The 17,817-nt window shown below is 41.2% G+C and carries 31 protein-coding genes; 9 read left to right on the forward strand and 22 right to left on the reverse strand.

What is annotated here, in order from left to right:
* Positions 1–42: 42 nt before the first annotated feature.
* The 5 genes from A8F94_RS17005 to A8F94_RS17025 form a co-directional block, all read right to left on the reverse strand.
* Positions 43–339 (reverse strand): hypothetical protein, encoded by a 297-nt coding sequence (locus A8F94_RS17005; RefSeq protein ID WP_066202960.1) that lies wholly within the window; start codon positions 337–339, stop codon positions 43–45.
* A gap of 85 nt (positions 340–424) precedes the next feature.
* A complete protein-coding gene (locus A8F94_RS17010; protein WP_066202963.1) occupies positions 425–853 on the reverse strand; it encodes a DUF1801 domain-containing protein in 429 nt (142 codons plus the stop codon).
* A gap of 15 nt (positions 854–868) precedes the next feature.
* The gene (locus A8F94_RS17015) at positions 869–1,204 is read right to left on the reverse strand and encodes a hypothetical protein (protein ID WP_066202966.1); all 336 of its coding nucleotides are present in this window, start codon (positions 1,202–1,204) and stop codon (positions 869–871) included.
* A gap of 51 nt (positions 1,205–1,255) precedes the next feature.
* A complete protein-coding gene (locus A8F94_RS17020) occupies positions 1,256–1,711 on the reverse strand; it encodes a GNAT family N-acetyltransferase (RefSeq protein WP_066202969.1) in 456 nt (151 codons plus the stop codon).
* Between the two features lie 51 nt (positions 1,712–1,762).
* Entirely contained in the window at positions 1,763–2,224 is a 462-nt protein-coding gene (locus tag A8F94_RS17025) for an SRPBCC family protein (RefSeq protein WP_066202972.1), read from the reverse strand.
* A gap of 86 nt (positions 2,225–2,310) precedes the next feature.
* Here A8F94_RS17025 and A8F94_RS17030 point away from each other — a divergent pair, with 86 nt between their 5' ends.
* On the forward strand, positions 2,311–2,673 hold the full coding sequence (locus tag A8F94_RS17030; RefSeq protein WP_066202975.1) for a VOC family protein: 363 nt from the start codon (positions 2,311–2,313) through the stop codon (positions 2,671–2,673).
* A gap of 258 nt (positions 2,674–2,931) precedes the next feature.
* Here the strand turns inward: A8F94_RS17030 and A8F94_RS17035 are convergent, their stop codons facing one another.
* On the reverse strand, positions 2,932–3,591 hold the full coding sequence (locus A8F94_RS17035; protein WP_077247791.1) for a hypothetical protein: 660 nt from the start codon (positions 3,589–3,591) through the stop codon (positions 2,932–2,934).
* Between the two features lie 71 nt (positions 3,592–3,662).
* Here A8F94_RS17035 and A8F94_RS25850 point away from each other — a divergent pair, with 71 nt between their 5' ends.
* Both A8F94_RS25850 and A8F94_RS17040 read left to right on the forward strand, forming a co-directional pair.
* The gene (locus tag A8F94_RS25850) at positions 3,663–3,839 is read left to right on the forward strand and encodes a hypothetical protein (protein WP_175384454.1); all 177 of its coding nucleotides are present in this window, start codon (positions 3,663–3,665) and stop codon (positions 3,837–3,839) included.
* 65 nt (positions 3,840–3,904) lie between these two features.
* Positions 3,905–4,108 (forward strand): hypothetical protein, encoded by a 204-nt coding sequence (locus A8F94_RS17040; RefSeq protein WP_066202977.1) that lies wholly within the window; start codon positions 3,905–3,907, stop codon positions 4,106–4,108.
* A gap of 72 nt (positions 4,109–4,180) precedes the next feature.
* Here the strand turns inward: A8F94_RS17040 and A8F94_RS17045 are convergent, their stop codons facing one another.
* Genes A8F94_RS17045 through A8F94_RS17065 form a run of 5 tightly spaced genes read right to left on the reverse strand, consistent with a single transcriptional unit; the run spans position 4,181 to position 6,089 of the window.
* Complete coding sequence (locus A8F94_RS17045) at positions 4,181–4,612, reverse strand: DUF4275 family protein (RefSeq protein WP_066202980.1); 432 nt, start codon at positions 4,610–4,612, stop codon at positions 4,181–4,183.
* A 2-nt stretch (positions 4,613–4,614) separates the two neighbouring features.
* Complete coding sequence (locus tag A8F94_RS17050; protein ID WP_066202983.1) at positions 4,615–5,001, reverse strand: hypothetical protein; 387 nt, start codon at positions 4,999–5,001, stop codon at positions 4,615–4,617.
* A gap of 22 nt (positions 5,002–5,023) precedes the next feature.
* On the reverse strand, positions 5,024–5,530 hold the full coding sequence (locus tag A8F94_RS17055; protein WP_066202986.1) for a hypothetical protein: 507 nt from the start codon (positions 5,528–5,530) through the stop codon (positions 5,024–5,026).
* Positions 5,531–5,567: 37 nt separating this feature from the next.
* Positions 5,568–5,834, reverse strand: coding sequence for a hypothetical protein (locus A8F94_RS17060; RefSeq protein WP_066202989.1), 267 nt, complete (start codon positions 5,832–5,834; stop codon positions 5,568–5,570).
* A gap of 27 nt (positions 5,835–5,861) precedes the next feature.
* Positions 5,862–6,089 carry a hypothetical protein gene (locus tag A8F94_RS17065; protein ID WP_066202992.1) on the reverse strand — a complete coding sequence of 76 codons (228 nt, stop codon included), beginning with the start codon at positions 6,087–6,089 and terminating at the stop codon, positions 5,862–5,864.
* 103 nt (positions 6,090–6,192) lie between these two features.
* Here A8F94_RS17065 and A8F94_RS17070 point away from each other — a divergent pair, with 103 nt between their 5' ends.
* Positions 6,193–7,983, forward strand: coding sequence for a S41 family peptidase (locus A8F94_RS17070; protein WP_066202996.1), 1,791 nt, complete (start codon positions 6,193–6,195; stop codon positions 7,981–7,983).
* A gap of 72 nt (positions 7,984–8,055) precedes the next feature.
* On the forward strand, positions 8,056–8,454 hold the full coding sequence (locus A8F94_RS17075; RefSeq protein WP_066202998.1) for a GNAT family N-acetyltransferase: 399 nt from the start codon (positions 8,056–8,058) through the stop codon (positions 8,452–8,454).
* Between the two features lie 380 nt (positions 8,455–8,834).
* Here the strand turns inward: A8F94_RS17075 and A8F94_RS26580 are convergent, their stop codons facing one another.
* Positions 8,835–8,975 carry a hypothetical protein gene (locus A8F94_RS26580; protein WP_368072794.1) on the reverse strand — a complete coding sequence of 47 codons (141 nt, stop codon included), beginning with the start codon at positions 8,973–8,975 and terminating at the stop codon, positions 8,835–8,837.
* 108 nt (positions 8,976–9,083) lie between these two features.
* Positions 9,084–9,353, reverse strand: a complete 270-nt coding sequence (locus A8F94_RS26585) for an AAA family ATPase (protein ID WP_368072795.1) — start codon at positions 9,351–9,353, stop codon at positions 9,084–9,086.
* 91 nt (positions 9,354–9,444) lie between these two features.
* On the opposite strand from A8F94_RS26585, the gene A8F94_RS17085 reads away from it, so the two are divergent.
* Positions 9,445–9,699, forward strand: coding sequence for a hypothetical protein (locus A8F94_RS17085; RefSeq protein ID WP_066203001.1), 255 nt, complete (start codon positions 9,445–9,447; stop codon positions 9,697–9,699).
* 129 nt (positions 9,700–9,828) lie between these two features.
* The gene (locus A8F94_RS17090) at positions 9,829–10,170 is read left to right on the forward strand and encodes a hypothetical protein (RefSeq protein ID WP_254660887.1); all 342 of its coding nucleotides are present in this window, start codon (positions 9,829–9,831) and stop codon (positions 10,168–10,170) included.
* Positions 10,171–10,763: 593 nt separating this feature from the next.
* Here the strand turns inward: A8F94_RS17090 and A8F94_RS17095 are convergent.
* From A8F94_RS17095 to A8F94_RS17135, 8 genes are all read right to left on the reverse strand, one after another.
* Positions 10,764–11,252: a C40 family peptidase gene (locus A8F94_RS17095; protein WP_066203008.1), complete on the reverse strand. Its 489-nt coding sequence runs from the start codon at positions 11,250–11,252 to the stop codon at positions 10,764–10,766.
* A gap of 162 nt (positions 11,253–11,414) precedes the next feature.
* Entirely contained in the window at positions 11,415–11,870 is a 456-nt protein-coding gene (locus tag A8F94_RS17100; RefSeq protein ID WP_066203011.1) for a GNAT family N-acetyltransferase, read from the reverse strand.
* Between the two features lie 12 nt (positions 11,871–11,882).
* Positions 11,883–12,362 carry an AraC family transcriptional regulator gene (locus tag A8F94_RS17105; protein WP_066204032.1) on the reverse strand — a complete coding sequence of 160 codons (480 nt, stop codon included), beginning with the start codon at positions 12,360–12,362 and terminating at the stop codon, positions 11,883–11,885.
* A gap of 762 nt (positions 12,363–13,124) precedes the next feature.
* Complete coding sequence (locus tag A8F94_RS17115) at positions 13,125–13,364, reverse strand: hypothetical protein (protein WP_066203016.1); 240 nt, start codon at positions 13,362–13,364, stop codon at positions 13,125–13,127.
* A 167-nt stretch (positions 13,365–13,531) separates the two neighbouring features.
* Positions 13,532–14,236 (reverse strand): nucleotidyltransferase domain-containing protein, encoded by a 705-nt coding sequence (locus A8F94_RS17120; RefSeq protein ID WP_077247793.1) that lies wholly within the window; start codon positions 14,234–14,236, stop codon positions 13,532–13,534.
* 146 nt (positions 14,237–14,382) lie between these two features.
* Complete coding sequence (locus A8F94_RS17125; RefSeq protein ID WP_066203022.1) at positions 14,383–15,120, reverse strand: hypothetical protein; 738 nt, start codon at positions 15,118–15,120, stop codon at positions 14,383–14,385.
* Complete coding sequence (locus tag A8F94_RS17130) at positions 15,117–15,656, reverse strand: sigma-70 family RNA polymerase sigma factor (RefSeq protein ID WP_066203027.1); 540 nt, start codon at positions 15,654–15,656, stop codon at positions 15,117–15,119. Before A8F94_RS17130 ends, A8F94_RS17125 begins: the two co-directional genes overlap by 4 nt.
* 252 nt (positions 15,657–15,908) lie before the next feature.
* Positions 15,909–16,364, reverse strand: a complete 456-nt coding sequence (locus A8F94_RS17135; protein ID WP_066203030.1) for a GNAT family N-acetyltransferase — start codon at positions 16,362–16,364, stop codon at positions 15,909–15,911.
* An 89-nt stretch (positions 16,365–16,453) separates the two neighbouring features.
* Here A8F94_RS17135 and A8F94_RS17140 point away from each other — a divergent pair, with 89 nt between their 5' ends.
* Positions 16,454–16,657 carry a DNA-binding protein gene (locus A8F94_RS17140; protein WP_066203033.1) on the forward strand — a complete coding sequence of 68 codons (204 nt, stop codon included), beginning with the start codon at positions 16,454–16,456 and terminating at the stop codon, positions 16,655–16,657.
* 16 nt (positions 16,658–16,673) lie between these two features.
* Here A8F94_RS17140 and A8F94_RS17145 read toward each other — a convergent pair whose 3' ends face one another.
* Positions 16,674–17,111: an SRPBCC family protein gene (locus tag A8F94_RS17145; protein ID WP_066203037.1), complete on the reverse strand. Its 438-nt coding sequence runs from the start codon at positions 17,109–17,111 to the stop codon at positions 16,674–16,676.
* Positions 17,112–17,306: 195 nt separating this feature from the next.
* Between A8F94_RS17145 and A8F94_RS17150 the strand changes: the two genes are divergently transcribed.
* On the forward strand, positions 17,307–17,807 hold the full coding sequence (locus tag A8F94_RS17150) for a DoxX family protein (RefSeq protein WP_066203040.1): 501 nt from the start codon (positions 17,307–17,309) through the stop codon (positions 17,805–17,807).
* Positions 17,808–17,817 lie beyond the last annotated feature (10 nt).

Below are 17,817 nucleotides of genomic sequence, written 5' to 3' on the forward strand. Positions count from 1 at the left end.
TTAACGTAGAAACTATTAAAAAAACTGGCATCCGCGTGTGGTTTACTCCCCTAAATTCAAGAGCCATTTACGTAATTTTGCCTTTGGGTAGTACACTTTATTGTTAATCATAATGTGTGGAACATCTGAATGTTCCTGAATTAAGGATTTTGCATCCTCTTTCGATATACCCATAAAATGATGCACATCATTTTCTTTAATCAGTTCATGCTCATCATCTTCATCTAAAGAATCAAAAGGACTCTTCGCCTCTGGATTTTTAAAATTTTTCAATCCATCTCCAATAAAATATCCTGCAGCAGCAATCCCTGCTCCAATTAAAACAAAAGAAAAATCCATTACAATCCTCCGTAAAAATATTGTTTATTCTATTCTTTTTGTACATACTTTTCGTTTCTTCACAAAACTGATCACGTGGAGTTTTTTATCCCTGCTCGTCCGGATATGTTTCTTTTAGGAACTTCACGGATTCAATGATTAATTCCTTTAGCACTTCCTTATCGATATCCGCAACTTTATTGATATAGACGCAGGCTTTTCCGGTAGTGTGTTTTCCGAATTTCTCAAGAAGCTGATCCCGCTTTGTTTCACCCGGCGCGAAATAGAGGCTGATTTTAGCTTTGCGTGGTGAGAAGCCTACGAGCGGGGCATCACCCTCATGGCCGGTGGCATACTTATAATGATATTTTCCAAAGCCGATAATGCTAGGCCCCCACATTTTTGCCTCATACCCTGTCGTTTCCGCAAAAATGTCGAGAAGTTTGTAGGCATCCTCGCGTTTTTTCGGGCTATCAACTGTCTCAATAAATTCTATGACACTGCTGTCGGTTTCTTTTGTTTTTAACTCGTACACAGGTTCAACCTCCTTTTATACTTCTTTATTTAAATATGTATAATAATCAATTTCGTCAAAGTACGATCTTATATTGCCAGCTGACAGCTTGCTTATGTCTTTCTTTTTCAATTTTTTCGGTTTGAAGTCTCCCTGGATAAATCTATGAGCCGTTGTATTCCCGGTTTCCCGGCTGTATTGATCCACAGTTAATGTCACTCCATCAATGGTCTTGTACTTTTCATTCTCCTTCACCTCAGAAAGGAACGTCTTTATGTCATTCACAATCAGTTGTTTGTTTTCAGCTTCGCTTGTCCCTCTATCGCTAATCAACTCGGCACGAATGTAAAATAATCGCCACACCATATCCAATAATCATCTCATCACCTGCCTCTTTTTTCACAAGGGGTCTGACCCCTACCCCTACAGGGTATGCTTAATCATTACTTGGCGTGGGTCGCCGTTTTGGTCGGTTTCATTTCGGAGAATTTCATAGCCGTTCCGTAAATAGAAGGATACAGCACCTCGGTTCATCTCGCTTGCCTGGAGAACGAAATAGCCCGGTTCCTGGAGACCTTGTTCAAAGTGATCGAGGAGCATTTTGCCATATCCTTTCCCGCGCTGCTCTTTGGCAACATACATCTGTGACAAATATGCGCTGGATTCTTTATACTGGGCAAGGTAAAAGCCGGAGACCTTCCCGCCCTCGAGAAGGACATACGACCTCCATTCTGGATTGAACAATGCTTCCTCGTACCAAGACAGAATAATTTCGTAAAACTCTTTATCAAAAACCATGTTCCTAAAATTCATGTTATACAATTCTTTTTGTGCCTGAAGAATTTTCGGTATGTATGAGAAGTCCAAAGGGGCGATCATCTGGGATACTCCTTTTGTATATATGTGTTTATTGTAAAACCCAATTGATTTTTATACACCAACCCGGTGCGTTTCTTCAGCAGCTTTCTTGACTCGTTCAACGAATTCAACGACAACCTTTTCACTTGAAAATAGGAGGAACAGCTTAACAAACCACTTGAGCGGTTTGTTCGTCGTCGTGTAGGTAAACTCGGTACGGTTTGCCGCAAGGCTTTTTAGTTCGTAAGCCGCCGTAATGTCAAACATATTCGCTAGCTTAAAACCGACCTTCAGTCTCTTATATTCTTGAGTATCTGTGTGCTCAAGGGTTGTAACGTCGTACTCCATGACACGGTTTCCTTCTTTATACTTTTGGCGGTAAACAGTTCCTACACCTTCTTTGGTTACTTTAACTGGTTTGTTTTCTACAACCTGTGGCATAATTTTTTGCATATTCTCAAGTGAACCGTTCAGGAATGACCAAACATGGTCAATTGGAGCGTTAATTTCAGTTGATTTAGTCCAGCTTTTCATTTTCCATCACCTCTTCTATATATGAACCTTTGGATACGGCTTTTTCTCCAGTATAATATAAACGTACAAGAAAGGAGGATTTTTTCATGATAAAACAAATCGCTACAGTTGCTGTATATGTTGAAGACCAACAAAAAGCAAAAGCCTTCTGGTCGGAAAAGGTTGGCTTCGACATCGTCGCCGACCATCCAATGGGGCCAAACGCGAGCTGGCTTGAAGTTGCCCCAAAAGGTGCTGAATCCCGTTTGGTTATCTATCCAAGATCGATGATGAAAGGCTCGGAAACAATGAAGGCATCAATCGTCTTTCAATGCGAGGATATTACTTCCACATATGAAACAATGAAGGCAAACGGAGTCGAGTTTTTAGGAGAGCCCCAAACCATGCAGTGGGGTACCTTCGTTTCCTTCAAGGATGAAGAAGGCAATGAATTTCTATTAAGGCAATAACAGCTTTTGGCGGCAGGTCCGATGTATGGGCGCTGCTGCCTTTATTAAGTTCCCGCATTGTGTCTGCTTTCAGGTTAGTCGCCAATACAAAACTGAGTGCTCAAGTATTATTGTACTTAAACAATTTTCGTGGACATTTCCACCTCTTTCGACCATCGATTTGTCCTCTAATCTGCCTTTCGTGGACATTTCCACCTTCTTCGACCATCGATTTGTTCTCGAAAACTTTTCCTTCAAAGTAGAACGTCCCTAGTGTGCCTAATTCTTGGCTGTCCTGATTTTATACAGCAGCCAGGTTGTCATGATTTTTTCATCGGGTTTGTGGGTGCTGATTTTGTTGATAAATGGGAAATCGCCGGGTTCAATGTGAATTGAAAGTAACGGTTTCACGGGTGTTTTGCTAATCCATTCGTCAAAATGAACCTGTGATGTACTGGCAGGCTCGAATGTCTCGTCCGGAAAGAAATAGACTGCCCCGCTTGTCCAGGGGTTCGAGGCATGAGTTTGGGCATTTAACGAAAAGAAATAATACGACTTGCCCTTGTCCACCTTTAAGCAGGCATTTCGGAAGTCTCCAACAAGTTTGTTTCTGTCAAAAACAGCATAAAACTGCGGCCAGATTCCATCTTTTGTCCCAAAAACTGCTTCGGTGTACCGCCCGTTATACAAGGTTTGCCTCCGAGGTTCGAATTTCTCGATTTGCTTATTATTGGAGCCGTGTACGACCACCGGCTTTGTAGAGGCGATGTAGTGGATGAACCGGTATTTCATGTAGCGGCCGGTATCTGTTATTGGCTCCTTGTTCAATAAGGCCTCACCATATAGTTGTTCAAAAAATGCTATTTCCTTTTTTTCAAAAGAAAGGTTTGGGCTTTTGTAAAAGAGAAACCCCAGCATTGCAGAAATGATGTTTCGCATTTGCTTCCTCCGTTTGTGGGTTTGCATAGTTTGCCAAATTGTGCGCACGCTAATGGATGGAGGTGATTGAGATGACTAATGGACAAAATCGCCAGGGCGCTGGACGCGGTAATGAAAATAATAACGGCAACAATGGCGGGTTTATGGATAAAATGCGCCAGGGCTTTGAAAATGTCGTTGATGCAATTACAGGTGACGATGATAACAAAGGCGGCGGACAAAAGAACCGTAATAACCAAAAACGCTAAAAGACGTTGAAACCGCCGTTAACTGGTGTTTTTTCTTGACGAATTAGGATACGGAGGTGAAAAATATGCCAAACCGCGAAAACAATCAAAATCAGGATAATCAGATTGCTGAGGGTATTAAAAATACGGCTGGCGCAGCGTTCCATACAGCTCACAACGCGCTAGAAGCAACTGAAGATGCAGCAATGAATGCAGTCGATGCAACTTCCAATGCAGTTAGCAATGTAACGAAGAACGCTCGCAATATGATGGGAAATAACAACGAATAAGAAAAGACGCCTTTCAAAGGCGTTTTTTTCGCAATATACTATCTAGTTTTGGGTGTGTTACACGGTAAGCTGCTAACAATCTTTATAAAAATAAGGCCCGATCCAGCCGGTCTCATGAGTTTTTACATACGTCCAGGTAAAGTCTTTGTCAACGACATAGACATCGTACTCGTTTTTAAGGTCGTCGGCTGTGAACCGTTTGGCATTTTTTAAAATCAAGGCATCCTCATAGTTCTGATAAAATACATAACATGCATATTTCCGGACCGCATTGAAAGCCTGCTCCGCTGCCTTCCCTTCCAGACAGTCCTGTTTTTCATAACTGAAAATGTGCCAGAGAAAGCCGCTAGATTCACCTTTATCATACAGATGGATGGAGAGTTTCTCTCGTTTACTTAGATTCCCAGCGAACCGTTCCTCCCACTGCTTCCGAAACATCCTGCCCATACCTGGAGCTTCCTCGACCTCGACATCCTTGTAAATCAATTTCCTTTGAAGTTCCATGCCTATTCTCCTGCGAAAAGACTGTCAATCGGTATTCCCGCATCAATGTAGTAAGAACCGGCTACGGCACTGCCGTCAGCCCCAAACACATTCACCTCGAAAGATACATTATTTCCGGTAAACGTGAACTTGAGGTCCGGGCCCCGCTCCCACTCCGGAATATCCATTCGTTCGCCTTTATTTATCTTTCCAATTATTTCGTCTATCACTTTCTTGTCCGTAATGACCTTCGTTTTGCCCGGCCAAGGGTTATAGGATTCGTTTTCAATGATTAGTTTCGTGTACGTCTTTCCCGGGATAATCGGGTCCCGCCATGTGAGCAGCACAATTGGGAGCAGAATGAGCAAAAAACCTCCGGCGAAATTCCTGATTCTAACCGTCTTTTTCATGTAAGATTTTTCTCACCTCTAATTAGGTATTGTTGTGGGTTCGCCGCCTGGATGCCTTTTGCAATTCATTTACTCCCATCACGACAGCGATCAGCTCGAATGGTTCCGGGCCGCCTTCCAGACTGGTTACCTGAAATGCAGGAGCCGAGAAAAATCCGTTAATCTTCTCGAACCGCCCCACTTCCTGTTCACTTTCATCATTAACAATATAGAGATTCGATAAAGCCTCTGACTCAATTTCAAATGTGCGCCCGAAACGGGTCGAGTAGGCGTATTTTTGTGCAAAAAAGGCGAAGCGTGCCTTAAGATAGCCGACTTCCTCACCTGTTGAATCGGAAACTTCCCATTTGTTGCTAAAAAAAGGGAATCTCCCGCTGTACACGATTTCTCCTTTTGAGTTCAGGACGTCCAGGCTCGTTGAGAAAGCACTTTTTAAATCAAGCTCACCAACCTTTTCTTTCCCCTCATTAAAAATATCGGACCGGCCTGCCGAGAAAAACGTATCGGATACATATAGTGTCTGATCCATTCCATCACCACTTTCACCTTAGTTTTGCGCGGACTATTTACGCACCTTGATTTGCTTTTTTAGTATCTTTTTTAATGCTATGTACAAGAAGACGGATGTCGCGGAGTTCTTTTTTTAAAATGTCGATGATGTAAATCATTACGGTCAAAATAAGGGCAAGCAAAAGGATGATGATAATCCCTGTGAAAAGAACCTCTGCTCCCTCACCTTCTATTCCCGCCCCGCTAAACGCCAAGCTAACAAAAATGATAAACATTAAAATTCCCGTTAAAATACCAAGATACAAGCCTATATATCTCCGCATTCTCCAATTCCCCCTGAATCGTTGTTATTAGTTCAATCCTTCCTGAGCCTTCCATGCCCAAAATGCCAATCCAAAGGGAATAGCCGGTATTATTGATAGGAACCTGACCCAGTTTTCTGCTCCAGCGAAATAAAGGCATGGCAGCAGCAGCAAAATCCCACTTACCGAAAAAGCCAGCGGTGACCGCTTCAGGAAGCCAGTCAGCAGAGCTGGTATCGAGGCAGCAAGACATGCCCAAAAAATAAGGACACCCATCCTCCCCCTCCTATTCTGAAAATACTGAACCTTATTCCACGATACCACGATATGGATTATAATGGAATATAAGAAAAAATGTTTTGCAGCCAGGGGGGACCATATGGACCAGCGCGTTACTAGATACATAGGGATAGTTGTGATTGCCGTCCTTTTTGCAGGGGGAATGATGTTTTTAAATGAGGATACTGACGTTACGGGAAAGCCGAAATTAGACAGGCAGCTTGAAAATATTGAAGCATTTGGAAGGCTATATGGTGCAGTCCGCTATTTTCACCCAAGTGATGAAGCTGCCGAAATTGACTGGACACGCTTCGCGGTATACGGTGTTGGAAAAGTGAAGAATGCCAGGAACGAAAAAAAACTGAAGGAAGAGCTTGTGGAGCTTTTTTTGCCAATCGCACCAACTCTTGTGATTTATAAAAAAGACGAGGAGCCAGAGCACCCTATGGTCGAGAAAACCATGCAGGTTCTTGCCTGGCAGCATTATGGGCCACCCGGCCTTGACACTACCTATTTTTCGAGCAAGCGCGTTTCTGGACTGGTTTCCGATGATAAAATTATGACCGGCGATAACAAACTATTCGATGATTTCCCCGCTATTCATAAGAAAATCAACCGGCAGCTAAGCGAAGGGCTGCGCTACTCCCTCCCTGTCGTCCTGTATCAGAAAAATGGACAAACGATTGGCAGCACGACTAAGAGCCGACAGGGTTTTAAGAAGTTAAAGGATGAGCTTCTGGAAATGGATTCCAACATGACGACCGCAGATGAAAATGTCCGCCTAGCCGGGGTAATTGTGACATGGAATCAGCTATCCTACTTTCATCCGCACATCGGCAGGCCAGCAGGGAATCTTGATGATTTGGGCAAATCAATTAAAAATGCTTTCGATGACGAGACACGGGAAGACTATTTTGCTACCTTGACAGAAATGATGGAATGGACCGATGACGGGCATGCGATGTCTTCTTTTAATAAGTTTAGGATTGTCGGTTCCCGGATCCCGCTTGAGTTTGACATTGTCGAGGGCAAATTGACGATTACTGCCGTCGGCGATGCGATTAAAGCAAAACGGGGAGACATCGTGGAAAGAATATATGGGCAAGATGCACTGGGTTTTATCAAGGAAGGAGCTGCCAACATTCCCGGTTCTCCTCAGTTTAAGCTGTTGATGGCAATCGATTATCTTTTATTCCAGGATCAACTTAAACTGACTATAAACCGGGATGGTACATTACATAACGTGGATCTTACACCTGGTTATGGAGGATTTGTCGATGAATATGGCCATAAAGAATTTCAGGAATTAGAGCCTGGCGTCTTTTATATCGATTTATCCAGGAACGTTTTTCAGGACATACAGGATAACATGGACGAATTGAGCAAGGCCAAAGGGATTGTTTTTGATATGCGGGGAGGCATTTTCACGAAAGAGAAAGTGAAGGAGCTTTTTGGCCATCTGACTCAAAAGCCGGTTCAAGGCGCTCAGTGGGCTGTCCGCCAAACGACGGTGCCCGGTGAGAATATGGCTACATTTGATGGTGGCCATGATACTCTTCAATCACTTGAGCCATTTTTTAGTGGAAAAATCGTTTTTCTTGCATCAAGGAAAACCTACGGCGCCTCTGAGCAGCTGCTTTCTTTTGTAAAAAGCAACAAGCTTGGTGAAATTGTCGGTATGTCTACTGCGGGAATACCAGGTGATCCCCAGGTATTTCCTATCCCAGGGAGTATTCAGGGGATAATGACTGGAGTTGAGGTCAGCCTTAGCGACGGAACGCCAATCTATGGTGTTGGCATAAAGGAAGACTTTACGGTTATCCGGACATTCGACGGAGTAAAAGCTGGAAGAGATGAATATTTACTGCTAGCATTGGGGTTGATTCAATAAAACTGATTATTATGATTGTTATGATAATCAAGTTATAAATGTTCAACAATGAAATATGGAGGAGCAGTAAATATGCAGTATAAAACGTCTTTAGAGGGGGTTACCCCCGAAATGCTGGGCGGATTTTTCGTCGGCTGGCCGAATCCACCGAAAGAATCAACTTTTTTAAAATTACTGGAGAATAGTTACCGGGTTGTCGTTGCAGTTGATAAAGGCAGGCTGGTCGGCTTTATTACCGCCATCAGTGATGGGGTTTTGTCAGCCTATATACCGCTGCTGGAAGTTTTGCCTGACTACCAGGGACATGGTGTTGGGAAGGAATTGGTAAGGCGTATGACCGATGAGCTTGGTGACCTGTATATGATTGATTTGCTGTGTGATGAGGAACTGCAGCCATTCTATGAATCTGTTGGAATGAGGCCGGCGTCCGGGATGATGGTGCGCAATTATAGCAGGCAGTCTGGGGAATAGGGGCTTGGAGGAGAATTGGGTTAGCCAGTTCTCCTTCAGTTTTTGATTGTGGGTTAGATCCGTGTCAGAGAGTCCCAGCTGGGTCCCTGTCCATTTAGGGGCTAGTGATCTTACATAAGTGATTTCTAACTATAAGAAAAGGTAAGACCACATCCTTAACCTGATTAATTGGTACCAACGTATAGTTTATTGGACGGTTCTCTCTTTCCAGAACGGTGATTCGTCTATTAAATTCATTTTATTGGACGTTTCGACCCTCGCAACACGCCGATTCGTCTTTTAAATTCTTTCTATTCTCTTTTGCCGGGGCACCGTTCACCTATTTTTGCATTTAGTAAGCTTGTCCGCTTTAAACACCTTCCCTAACAAACCAGATAAAGTCACTCCCCTCCATACCGTTTCGAAAAATAGCGTTCAACTTCGTTCGCATTCTTCACGACGAGAATCTTTTCTTTGTAACTGCCATATTTAGTAAAGAAATTCGGTTTTCCAGTTTCAAAGTGTTTGTTCCATTTGAACATTATAAGAAAAATCTCCCAGGTCGGTCTATAATGGGAATGTTCGAGGGCCGAGCTTTTGTAAAATAAATCTTCTGGTTATCCTCCAAAGCCTGACTGAAGTCGGCGGGTCTAAATAGATAATAAGCTCAGCTTGTTTAAAGCGCCGGATACCCAGTCCTCGTTATGTACACCTTCTACAATCCAGCTCTTACCGCACTGGATATCCCCCATTAAAGCCAAAACTTCCTGTTCCTCTCTTCTTCTATCACCAGCGGGATTCCGCTCGCGGACAACATTATCAAGCTCATAGTGAGGAATGTTCAGCTGTTGGGATAATTTTTTCGCAAGCGTTGTTTTTCCACTGCCCACCAACCCGATTATATGAATCTTCCGCGGCACATTCGTCAACTCCAATTCTCCGAAACTATTTCAATTTTGTGGCAATTATACTAAACTTAAGGAAGAACATGGTAGCAACAAGGAGGAAAAAATGAAACTCGTTTATCGCGCGCTCGTTTGGTCAGCAGCTTTCCACATTCTTTATTTCGCAGTCGAATTTGCGATTGGCTACATAAAAACATTGTCCTACAAGCCGGAGTTGAATGAAAAATATGGCCACGCCCATTCATTGCAAAGTGAATTTGCATTTGGCTATACCGGCTCACCGCTATTTTTCCTGGCAACCTATTTCGTCATCGCGGTAATTATCGCTGTTTTTCTGTTTAAGTTGAAACGAAAGGCTTAAGGAGGGGGAATATTTATTTTCGGAAAAAAAGTTGTCACCGCCTCAATTTCAGGTACGATTTACGCGCTGGTGCTTGGGTTTATCGTTCCCTACCCGTTTGGCAGGGATTTCGATACCAGCCCCTATTGGATGGCAGCGATCACAGTCATACCAGTCTATTTGATGTACAGCTTCCCTGCGATTTTATTTTACGGCGTGATTACCTCCTGGCTCAGCGATAAAGCAGCCGAAATGATTGCAAAGAAATCCCGGAACATGAAGCTGGAACCCATTCTTTCAGCAGTACTTCATCTCGCATTCGGGCTCATTTTGCTATGGTACAGTCTTGCTGCTTCGATTTTATTTTTTATTGTTGACCGAATTCTAAAGCGGATTGAACGGGATTTTTGGTGGGACGCCGCGATAAAGAGCTTTGCACTCCCTATGGCGTTATGGGTGCTTACGGCGAGTGTAGTTTGGTGGAATGGTTAACTGTTGAAAAAAATTTAATAAATTTTTTAAAAAGTGGTTTGAAAGATGGTTAGGCAGGGAAAATTGGTAATGTAGCGGCGCAGGACAGGGATAACCGTGAATGTGATGGTTAATGGTAGCAGTACATTGACAAAATGTTAATGTGGATCGGTTATCGGTTGTTGGTGCGATCGTTTACTTTGGAGAAAGATTTGCTTTCTCGGGCGAAAGGTTTGTTGGTCGCCCGGCGGACGAAGTTGGTTCCGCCTAAGGTATATTTAGCAGTGGCTGCTAAATTGGGCAGGGTATGACTGCTGAATAGGGCAAGTCTACTCCTCAAATCCCCGCACGTTCGGGAATGGAGAAAGCCTGCACCAGGCCGGTACGGGCTTTTTTCATGTGTAAAAAAACAATTATTTGATGCACTTCTTTTCTTCTTTTATTATTCCTCGAGCACCGTCAATATTTCAACTACAAAAGGATGAATCGTTATCTGCCGCTTCGCTTGCCTTCCTAAAAATGGCGAAGGATAAGTATATGCAGTATTAACAACTTGTTTAACGTAAATAACACAAACTCCATCCCGGAATAAGGATGGAGTTTGTTCTTTTACGTTATTGCTTTAATACTCGCTTTGCACCTACATAACGGTCTTTCCAGTACTTCGTATCCATCGATTGGATTGCAACACCTTTGGAAACAGTGACTGCGATGAATTTATTATTGCCAAGATAGATGCCTACAAAGGAAACGCCTTTGCCGTCAGTGTTGAAAAATACGAGATCGCCTTCTTTAAGGTTTTTCTTGACTACAGCTGTACCCTTTTTGTATTGCTCTTTTGTTGTACGTGGAAGATTGATATTTGCTGCGGACTTTTTGTAAACAAATTGAGTGTAACCAGAAGCATCAAAGCCTTTTGTAGTAGTACCGCCCCATTTGTATGGTTTTCCAATATAGTTTTTTGCTACCGAAGTTACTTCCTGGCCCCAGGAAACGGAAGCCTCTGCTTTCTTCGTGAAAGCTCCAGCGAATAGTGAAAGAACCAGCGCAAAAATAACTCCCCACACTACTAAACCTTTTGAAACGTGAAACCGAACTGCCATGTTCATGACCCCCATCAAATTTGAATTTGTTTGACACAACACAATAGTCGAGGTGGGGGTTAGATTCGTTTCAAATTTTTCATGCGAAGTGTTCGACAGTTTCCGGACACATCAGTCGACAATTTGCCATGCAGATTCGCCAGTGCAGTTAGGGTTACCCAATCAGCGATGGCCCTCTCTGCGTGCCTGTATGTAGCCGTAATATGCACATGTCCCATTCTGTTCTATATCCTTCACTTCAAAACCGCAGCGTTGATAAAAGCCGAAATTGTTAGCAGAGGTATGGGCGAACCAATCTCCATGAGGAAGCTTCTGGACACAAAGCTCCACAAGCCTTTTCCCAATTCCCTTTCCTCTATATTCAGTTAACACGGCCAAATCCATAATCGTGGCTGCCATGATCCGGTCTGAAAGTACCCTTACCATTCCAATCATCTTTTCGTTATCCCAAACCGTGAATGCCCAGGTCGAGTTCTCGAATATGAGTGTGAATTTCTCCTTTTGCCACTCTGGTGTATTCCGTACCCACCCCGCATCTTTAAAAAGAGCCTCAACTTGGTCGGCGGGTACACCTTCCGTGCCTTCCCGAATGACCAGTCCATGATAATATTGATACATCTCCAAGGCTCCTTATATTTTCTTTTTAACAGGAACAAACAAATCGACTTTGCATTTTCCTTCCGGGTCTTCAGCAGGGTTATTCCTATTGAATTCAAGATTGTACCGGGTGAAGTCAGGCTCATGGTCACTCTCCGGGAGCCATGTTCCGAACATAAATTCATAAGCCGAATTCAATTGCTCGGGCGTGTCATAAAACGAATGCACCCCAAAAAGCCCACCCTTCAGTTGTTTGAAATGCACTCCCTTATGACTGTCTTTATCGAAACCTGCTGGGAGCGTTACACAAGCATCATGCCGGCATTCTGCAGCTGGCACCATATCCGGATTATCGAGGGAAACCCCAATAAATTCTTGTTCAGGAGGCAAGAGCGAATTCTCGTATGCCCATCCAATCAATCTTCCCCAATGATCCTGCGGCTCAAAATAGCTTCCAACCCTCCGAATATACGCTACCTCTAAATCTGGCAATTCTCCCAACTGAACATTCATATTTTCATCTCCCAAAATGGTTGTGATTTCGTTTTTATTCGCTAAAACTTTATAAAATCCTCCCTTATTAAAAAGAGACTTATTCCATAAGGTCCTTCTCCCCATCTTAAAACTCACCTTTGATCAAATTTTTTACTGAATCCCCTAAATTTTTCTACAGGGGATTTTGTACCTTTAGCTTAATAGGATTTCAATAAAAAGATGCCTTAATCCTTCTTGGATCAAGGCACCGGTAGTGAATGAAGTTCTTTAGTTCTCTTTATAATTAGAAGCTTGGCAATATAAATAAAGTAATTGCTACCAGTAGCGAAGAACTTGCCCACGTTATCAATAATTTTTTCTCTAACTTCACCGAAACATCAACTAATTTATGGACAATTGATAGAACAAAAAGGTTTATAAAAAATATAAAGTAATCAGCTACGATGAACATAATCCATTTATAAGTAGAAAATAGGTTTTCTAATGGTGTCACAAAGAATAAGAAAATAAATACGGCGAATGAAATCATCACCCATATAAAAATTACGATAAACATTTTATTCCAAACTTTGTGATGCATAAACCCTTCTGCTTTTTTAGCGTGATTATAAATGAGTTGATTACATACAAACAGAAGGATTGAAACACCTATAAACAGAATTAATTGCTTTAGTACGACACTTTCGATATGTATATTCCCTTCTCGAATATAGTAATCAGCTATAAAAGCAAATAGAATTAAAGTTAGAATACTAACAACTTGTTTGATTACATAAGACTTCACGATACTTTAACCGTTGATTTAAATCCTTTTAACGTGTTTTTCTGCTTGAACACAATCCAAAGAGTTATTGTCATAGTTGTAGCAGAAATCATATATGATAGGAAGTTCGCCATTTCCACACCATTTGTAGAGTAGCGATTCGGTGTATAAATGAAAGTTAAAATAACTCCTTGTATTAAATCTGCTATTCCTAGTGAAATGAGTACAACGGTGAATACGCCAATTATTTTTTTCATTCTTCCTCCTCCTTTATAAAGCTTACGGAATTTGTATTCAAGAAGTTTCAATATTCACCTTTTAATGTTTAGCTTCTTCACCATCCCGCCTCGTTCAATAAGAAATTCAACAAAAAAGAGCGGAGTTCCTTTCTGGAACACCGCACCCTATAGGTGAAAAGAAATAACTATTTTCCCTGTTTAAAACCATCAAATAAAGGACCGCCTAGGGGTTCATAAACCTTATTTACAAAATTAATAAATTCTTGCTTTTCTCCATTTTTGTAAAAACAATCAAGGGACTCAAAAAACCGTTTATATAACCCCTCATCAAATTTTTGTAAAGCTCTTGCTAGGCCTTTTCCTCTGCCAGTCCATTGTCCATTTAAACGCAGGATAAAATCCGCAATTTGTATTGTAATTGTATTCAAAGTAATAATTGCCTCTTGATGATTTTTCGAATCAGCAAAGTCATCAAGAAGGTCATACATAAAATATCTTGACGCTTCTATATAATTTTTGGACAGGGGATTGGGACCTGTTTTTATAAAGTCTTGGGCTATATTTTTTATTTCTTCTGATTTACCGTTATCCTTAATGACTTTCCCCTCAGCTAACATATTGGCCAAAATTGGTCTTCCTGCATCTTTATCACGTTCAAATTGCTCTAAATAAGTCCTGTAATTATGAATGAATACTTCAATTTTCCAGCCATATAAAATAAAACTTTCCCGATAACTATTTACCATTGAATCATCAAAAATTACAACATCCAAATCAGATGTAACTGTCTCTTCACCTCTAGAAGCACTTCCTGCCAAAAACACAATATCACTTTTGGGGAATTTTTCTTCAGCGAATTTTCTAGTAGTTTCAATTCCAGATAACCTCAAAACTATCCCCCCGTCCTTGATAAATCATCTAATACTAATTCTGTTTTCTCTAAGGATATACCTTTAAATTATGATTCTTGTTCAACTAACCTCCCCGTTCGTAATAAGAAATCCAACAAAACATTACAAGTCCTCGGAAACTGAAACTAATTCTGTAAGTTTTCTGGTTCATAAATATTAACGGTAACCTCATCGATGAGATGAATATGAATGGTTCTCTTCTCTATATTTTTGCTTCCACTTAGTTGATAACTTAACTGAACTTCAAAACTAGGCTCTGCTTTGCTAGGAATGGTCTTATCAATCATTAAGGTTTCATAATTAATTTTATAATAATGTTCAATCAGAGCTTCAATTACTGACTCCCTAGTTGCAAATGAATACTTTTTGATTTCTTCAATATCTTTTTGCTTAAGAGCATGAAGATACAAGATATACACTTCAGCACCCTTATCTGAATTTATTGCCTTAGACATTGATTGATATAGTTCTTGGTAATACGGGTAGGTTGTTAATAATTCATTAATATCATAGGTATTTTCCCCTGAAGGTGCCGGAATTTCTTTATCAGGGTGATCATTTTTAGTAAGTACGTCTCCCTTCCTGTTGTTTTGGTCTTTAAACCAGCTAGGATTTAGTGACTCCGTATTGCTTTCTTTTTTCTGAAAGTAATACGAGGAAGAAATAATCCCGAATAAAACGATTGTCGCCAAAACAGCTATTGAATACCTAAAATTTATCGATAAATAATACTGTTTAAACGGTGTATTTTTTCTCTTTGGATTTCTGTTAAAGTCATTCAAAATTCTGGCCTTATGCCGGGGAGTGAATGGTACTCTGTTGTTTAATTCCTTTCTCGCTACTTCACTATCAAAGGATTTCAAAATGTTTCCTCCCTTTGCAATAATTTTTTCAACTTTTCTCTGCCCCTTCTAAGCCTTGTTCTTATCGTTGTCTCCTTTATATTGAGAATCTCACTCATTTCATTAATTGTGAGTTCTTCAATATAAAAAAGCAGTATTACTTCCCTATACTCAATCTGCAGCCGTAGTATTGTATCGATTAATTGTTTATTTTCGGCTTTCTTTAAATATGTATTTTCTGTGGATATGTAATTATCTTTTACCATTGATTTCAGTAAGCTGGTCGTTCTACGCACCCAGGCTGTTCTTAAATAATCTTTGGCTCTATTTACCGCTATTCGATAAATCCAGGTATATAGAGATGACTCCTTTCTAAAAAGGTGAAGATTTTGAAACACTTTAATAAAGACTTCCTGGGTTAAATCCTCTGCAATGTATTTATCTTTTACATAGGTATATATTAATCTTTGGATTCTTTGACCATAAAGATCCAGCAACTCATTAAGTTGCTGTTCACTATCAAAGTCCTGATTAATTTTTTCGTTTTTTTGGTACAACTTATTGGCACCCCCTTATTATTTTTTTGACGTAAACATATCCATTATTTATTCACCCATTTTAAAATATCTAAAATACTTTGTTCATTTTTTAAAGGATGCCGCCATTAATTTACTAGTAAATTTTTATTCTACTAAACTGACCCATAAGGCTATCAACAAAAAGGTGCCTTAATCCTTTTGGATCAAAGCACCCGTAGAAGTAAACGTCAAACTGCTTGCATCTTTAATTACCTAATAAAGCCTCTAGGTTCACTTTATTTCATATACTAGCCATTCCGAAATTTCTCCGCCCATTTTTTCATAAAGCGCTTGGGCCGCATCATTATCCTTTGCCGTTTCCCAGGTCATTCCGGCAAAATCATGTTCGCGGATGTAGCCTAGGCAAGCCTGAAACAGCGATTCCCCAACCTTTTTTCCACGGGCATCTGTGCTCACATATAAATCGTTTAAGATTGCCTGCCTTTTTACTTTTAGTGTACTGAAGGTGAAATATAAAGTAGCAAATCCAAGCAGGTTTCCGTTTTCTTCAGCAACAAACTGCAACCCGCTTGCAGGGTTCTCAAGGAGATGGCGAATCAAACCTTTCAAATCTTCTTCGGAAGGTTCTGGCCGATTATAGAAATCTACTATGTATTCCCTCATAAGGCCGTATAGGCCGGTGATATCCTTAAAGTCCGCTTCTCTTACCACAATCGTGTTTTGCATTGTTTTCTCCTAATTTTAAAATTTTTTTTAATTACAAACAGGGATACAATAGTAGTTACCTATTTTATTCCGCGAAAGGACACTTTAAAATGACCGTATCCGATGACTTCCCAAAAATTCCAAAGCCAGCTGAACGTGCCCTGATTGGTGCCGGTTATACCAAACTTGAGCAGTTCACATCCATTTCAGAAGCAGATATCCTAAACTTGCATGGTGTTGGACCAAAGGCAGTAATGATACTTAAAGAAGCCCTTGCAGAAAAAGATTTGAAATTTGCAAAAGAGGATGGATGACTCTCCATCCTCACTTTTAATGAACCAGTGAAGCCCTTAAATCCGAAATTCCATGCTCGAGATAAGCTTTCAAGCAACTGAGCATATATATCCAGCCGCCCATTTGTCCCATCATCTTCTGGACTATATCAGGATCTTCTTCTTTCAATCCAGCTTCCCTAACCTCAACAATCGTGGATCCGTCTTCCTGTATAAAGTTGATGGTGACTATTGTTTCCGCTTCCGGTGCTCCCCACTTGAACACGATCTTATTTGCTGAAGCAAGCTCAAGGACATGTACTTCCCCTTCTGCCCCGTATTCTTCATACCGCCACGTTACTGTCTTTCCTTCTTCCAATCTTCCAGTGCCTGAGGAAAACCAATAATTGCCCATTTTCTCCGGATCAACAAAAGCTTCAAATACTTCTTCAGCAGGCTTTCGTATCCTCATTTTCGCGGTTACTTCGGTATTCATTCCCATCACTCTCCTCATAAAATTTAAAAGAAAATTCTATCTTCTCTTCCATTCTGTGCCTTTTGTCACAGCTTAGTCAAGAAGCTTTGACAGCTTTTTGAACAGCTTTCGAAAGCCCTATTCATACCATGCTTACCGGAGTATATTTACAGTGTAAACAACGAATTTAAAAACAAAGGAAATGGGGAATCATTCATGTTTAACACATTCTTAAGGGAAAACAAAGTTGTTGCTGCTCTTCTCGCTGTCCTTCGTGTCTATCTCGGCTACGCCTGGTTCACAGCAGGCCTTGGCAAAATCCAAGGAGGATTCGATGCCAGCGGATTCATCAAAGGTGCGATTGCTAATCCAGTTAAGGGCCCGGACGGTGGCGTTGTGTATCAATGGTACGTTGACTTCCTCCAAGGTATAGCCCTTCCTAACATTGACCTATTCAACGTTCTAGTCCCTTGGGGTGAGCTTCTTGTAGGACTTGGCCTTATGATTGGCTGCCTGACTACTGCCGCAATGTTCTTCGGTCTTGTTATGAACTTTGCATTCTTCTTTGCCGGAACTGTCAGCCACAACCCAACTGATATCCTGTTCGGATTCATCATCCTTGCTGCGGGTGCGAACGCAGGCAAATACGGTCTTGACCGCTGGGTACTTCCTTACATCAACAAAGCCGTCTTCAAGAAAGCACAAGCCCAGAACTAGACTTGAACCA

The organism is Bacillus sp. FJAT-27225 (genome assembly GCF_001685025.1).
Taxonomy (GTDB): Bacteria; Bacillota; Bacilli; order Bacillales; family Cytobacillaceae; genus Bacillus_D.

Excerpts from the sequence above, each read along its gene's own strand:
- A8F94_RS17075 (WP_066202998.1), top strand. The coding sequence starts at position 8,056 with ATGCAGTATAAAACGTCTTTAGAGGGGGTTACCCCCGAAATGCTGGGC.
- A8F94_RS17090 (WP_254660887.1), top strand. The coding sequence starts at position 9,829 with ATGGCAGCGATCACAGTCATACCAGTCTATTTGATGTACAGCTTCCCT.
- A8F94_RS25850 (WP_175384454.1), top strand. The coding sequence starts at position 3,663 with ATGACTAATGGACAAAATCGCCAGGGCGCTGGACGCGGTAATGAAAAT.
- A8F94_RS17005 (WP_066202960.1), bottom strand. The coding sequence starts at position 339 with ATGGATTTTTCTTTTGTTTTAATTGGAGCAGGGATTGCTGCTGCAGGA.
- A8F94_RS17060 (WP_066202989.1), bottom strand. The coding sequence starts at position 5,834 with ATGCGGAGATATATAGGCTTGTATCTTGGTATTTTAACGGGAATTTTA.
- A8F94_RS17105 (WP_066204032.1), bottom strand. The coding sequence starts at position 12,362 with ATGAATGTTCAGTTGGGAGAATTGCCAGATTTAGAGGTAGCGTATATT.
- A8F94_RS17070 (WP_066202996.1), top strand. The coding sequence starts at position 6,193 with ATGGACCAGCGCGTTACTAGATACATAGGGATAGTTGTGATTGCCGTC.
- A8F94_RS17025 (WP_066202972.1), bottom strand. The coding sequence starts at position 2,224 with ATGAAAAGCTGGACTAAATCAACTGAAATTAACGCTCCAATTGACCAT.
- A8F94_RS17100 (WP_066203011.1), bottom strand. The coding sequence starts at position 11,870 with ATGTATCAATATTATCATGGACTGGTCATTCGGGAAGGCACGGAAGGT.
- A8F94_RS17020 (WP_066202969.1), bottom strand. The coding sequence starts at position 1,711 with ATGATCGCCCCTTTGGACTTCTCATACATACCGAAAATTCTTCAGGCA.
- A8F94_RS17140 (WP_066203033.1), top strand. The coding sequence starts at position 16,454 with ATGACCGTATCCGATGACTTCCCAAAAATTCCAAAGCCAGCTGAACGT.
- A8F94_RS17045 (WP_066202980.1), bottom strand. The coding sequence starts at position 4,612 with ATGGAACTTCAAAGGAAATTGATTTACAAGGATGTCGAGGTCGAGGAA.
- A8F94_RS17145 (WP_066203037.1), bottom strand. The coding sequence starts at position 17,111 with ATGAATACCGAAGTAACCGCGAAAATGAGGATACGAAAGCCTGCTGAA.
- A8F94_RS17035 (WP_077247791.1), bottom strand. The coding sequence starts at position 3,591 with ATGCGAAACATCATTTCTGCAATGCTGGGGTTTCTCTTTTACAAAAGC.
- A8F94_RS17135 (WP_066203030.1), bottom strand. The coding sequence starts at position 16,364 with ATGCAAAACACGATTGTGGTAAGAGAAGCGGACTTTAAGGATATCACC.
- A8F94_RS17085 (WP_066203001.1), top strand. The coding sequence starts at position 9,445 with ATGAAACTCGTTTATCGCGCGCTCGTTTGGTCAGCAGCTTTCCACATT.
- A8F94_RS17095 (WP_066203008.1), bottom strand. The coding sequence starts at position 11,252 with ATGGCAGTTCGGTTTCACGTTTCAAAAGGTTTAGTAGTGTGGGGAGTT.
- A8F94_RS17040 (WP_066202977.1), top strand. The coding sequence starts at position 3,905 with ATGCCAAACCGCGAAAACAATCAAAATCAGGATAATCAGATTGCTGAG.
- A8F94_RS17150 (WP_066203040.1), top strand. The coding sequence starts at position 17,307 with ATGTTTAACACATTCTTAAGGGAAAACAAAGTTGTTGCTGCTCTTCTC.
- A8F94_RS17115 (WP_066203016.1), bottom strand. The coding sequence starts at position 13,364 with ATGAAAAAAATAATTGGCGTATTCACCGTTGTACTCATTTCACTAGGA.
- A8F94_RS26580 (WP_368072794.1), bottom strand. The coding sequence starts at position 8,975 with ATGTTCAAATGGAACAAACACTTTGAAACTGGAAAACCGAATTTCTTT.
- A8F94_RS17065 (WP_066202992.1), bottom strand. The coding sequence starts at position 6,089 with ATGGGTGTCCTTATTTTTTGGGCATGTCTTGCTGCCTCGATACCAGCT.
- A8F94_RS17030 (WP_066202975.1), top strand. The coding sequence starts at position 2,311 with ATGATAAAACAAATCGCTACAGTTGCTGTATATGTTGAAGACCAACAA.
- A8F94_RS17055 (WP_066202986.1), bottom strand. The coding sequence starts at position 5,530 with ATGGATCAGACACTATATGTATCCGATACGTTTTTCTCGGCAGGCCGG.
- A8F94_RS17050 (WP_066202983.1), bottom strand. The coding sequence starts at position 5,001 with ATGAAAAAGACGGTTAGAATCAGGAATTTCGCCGGAGGTTTTTTGCTC.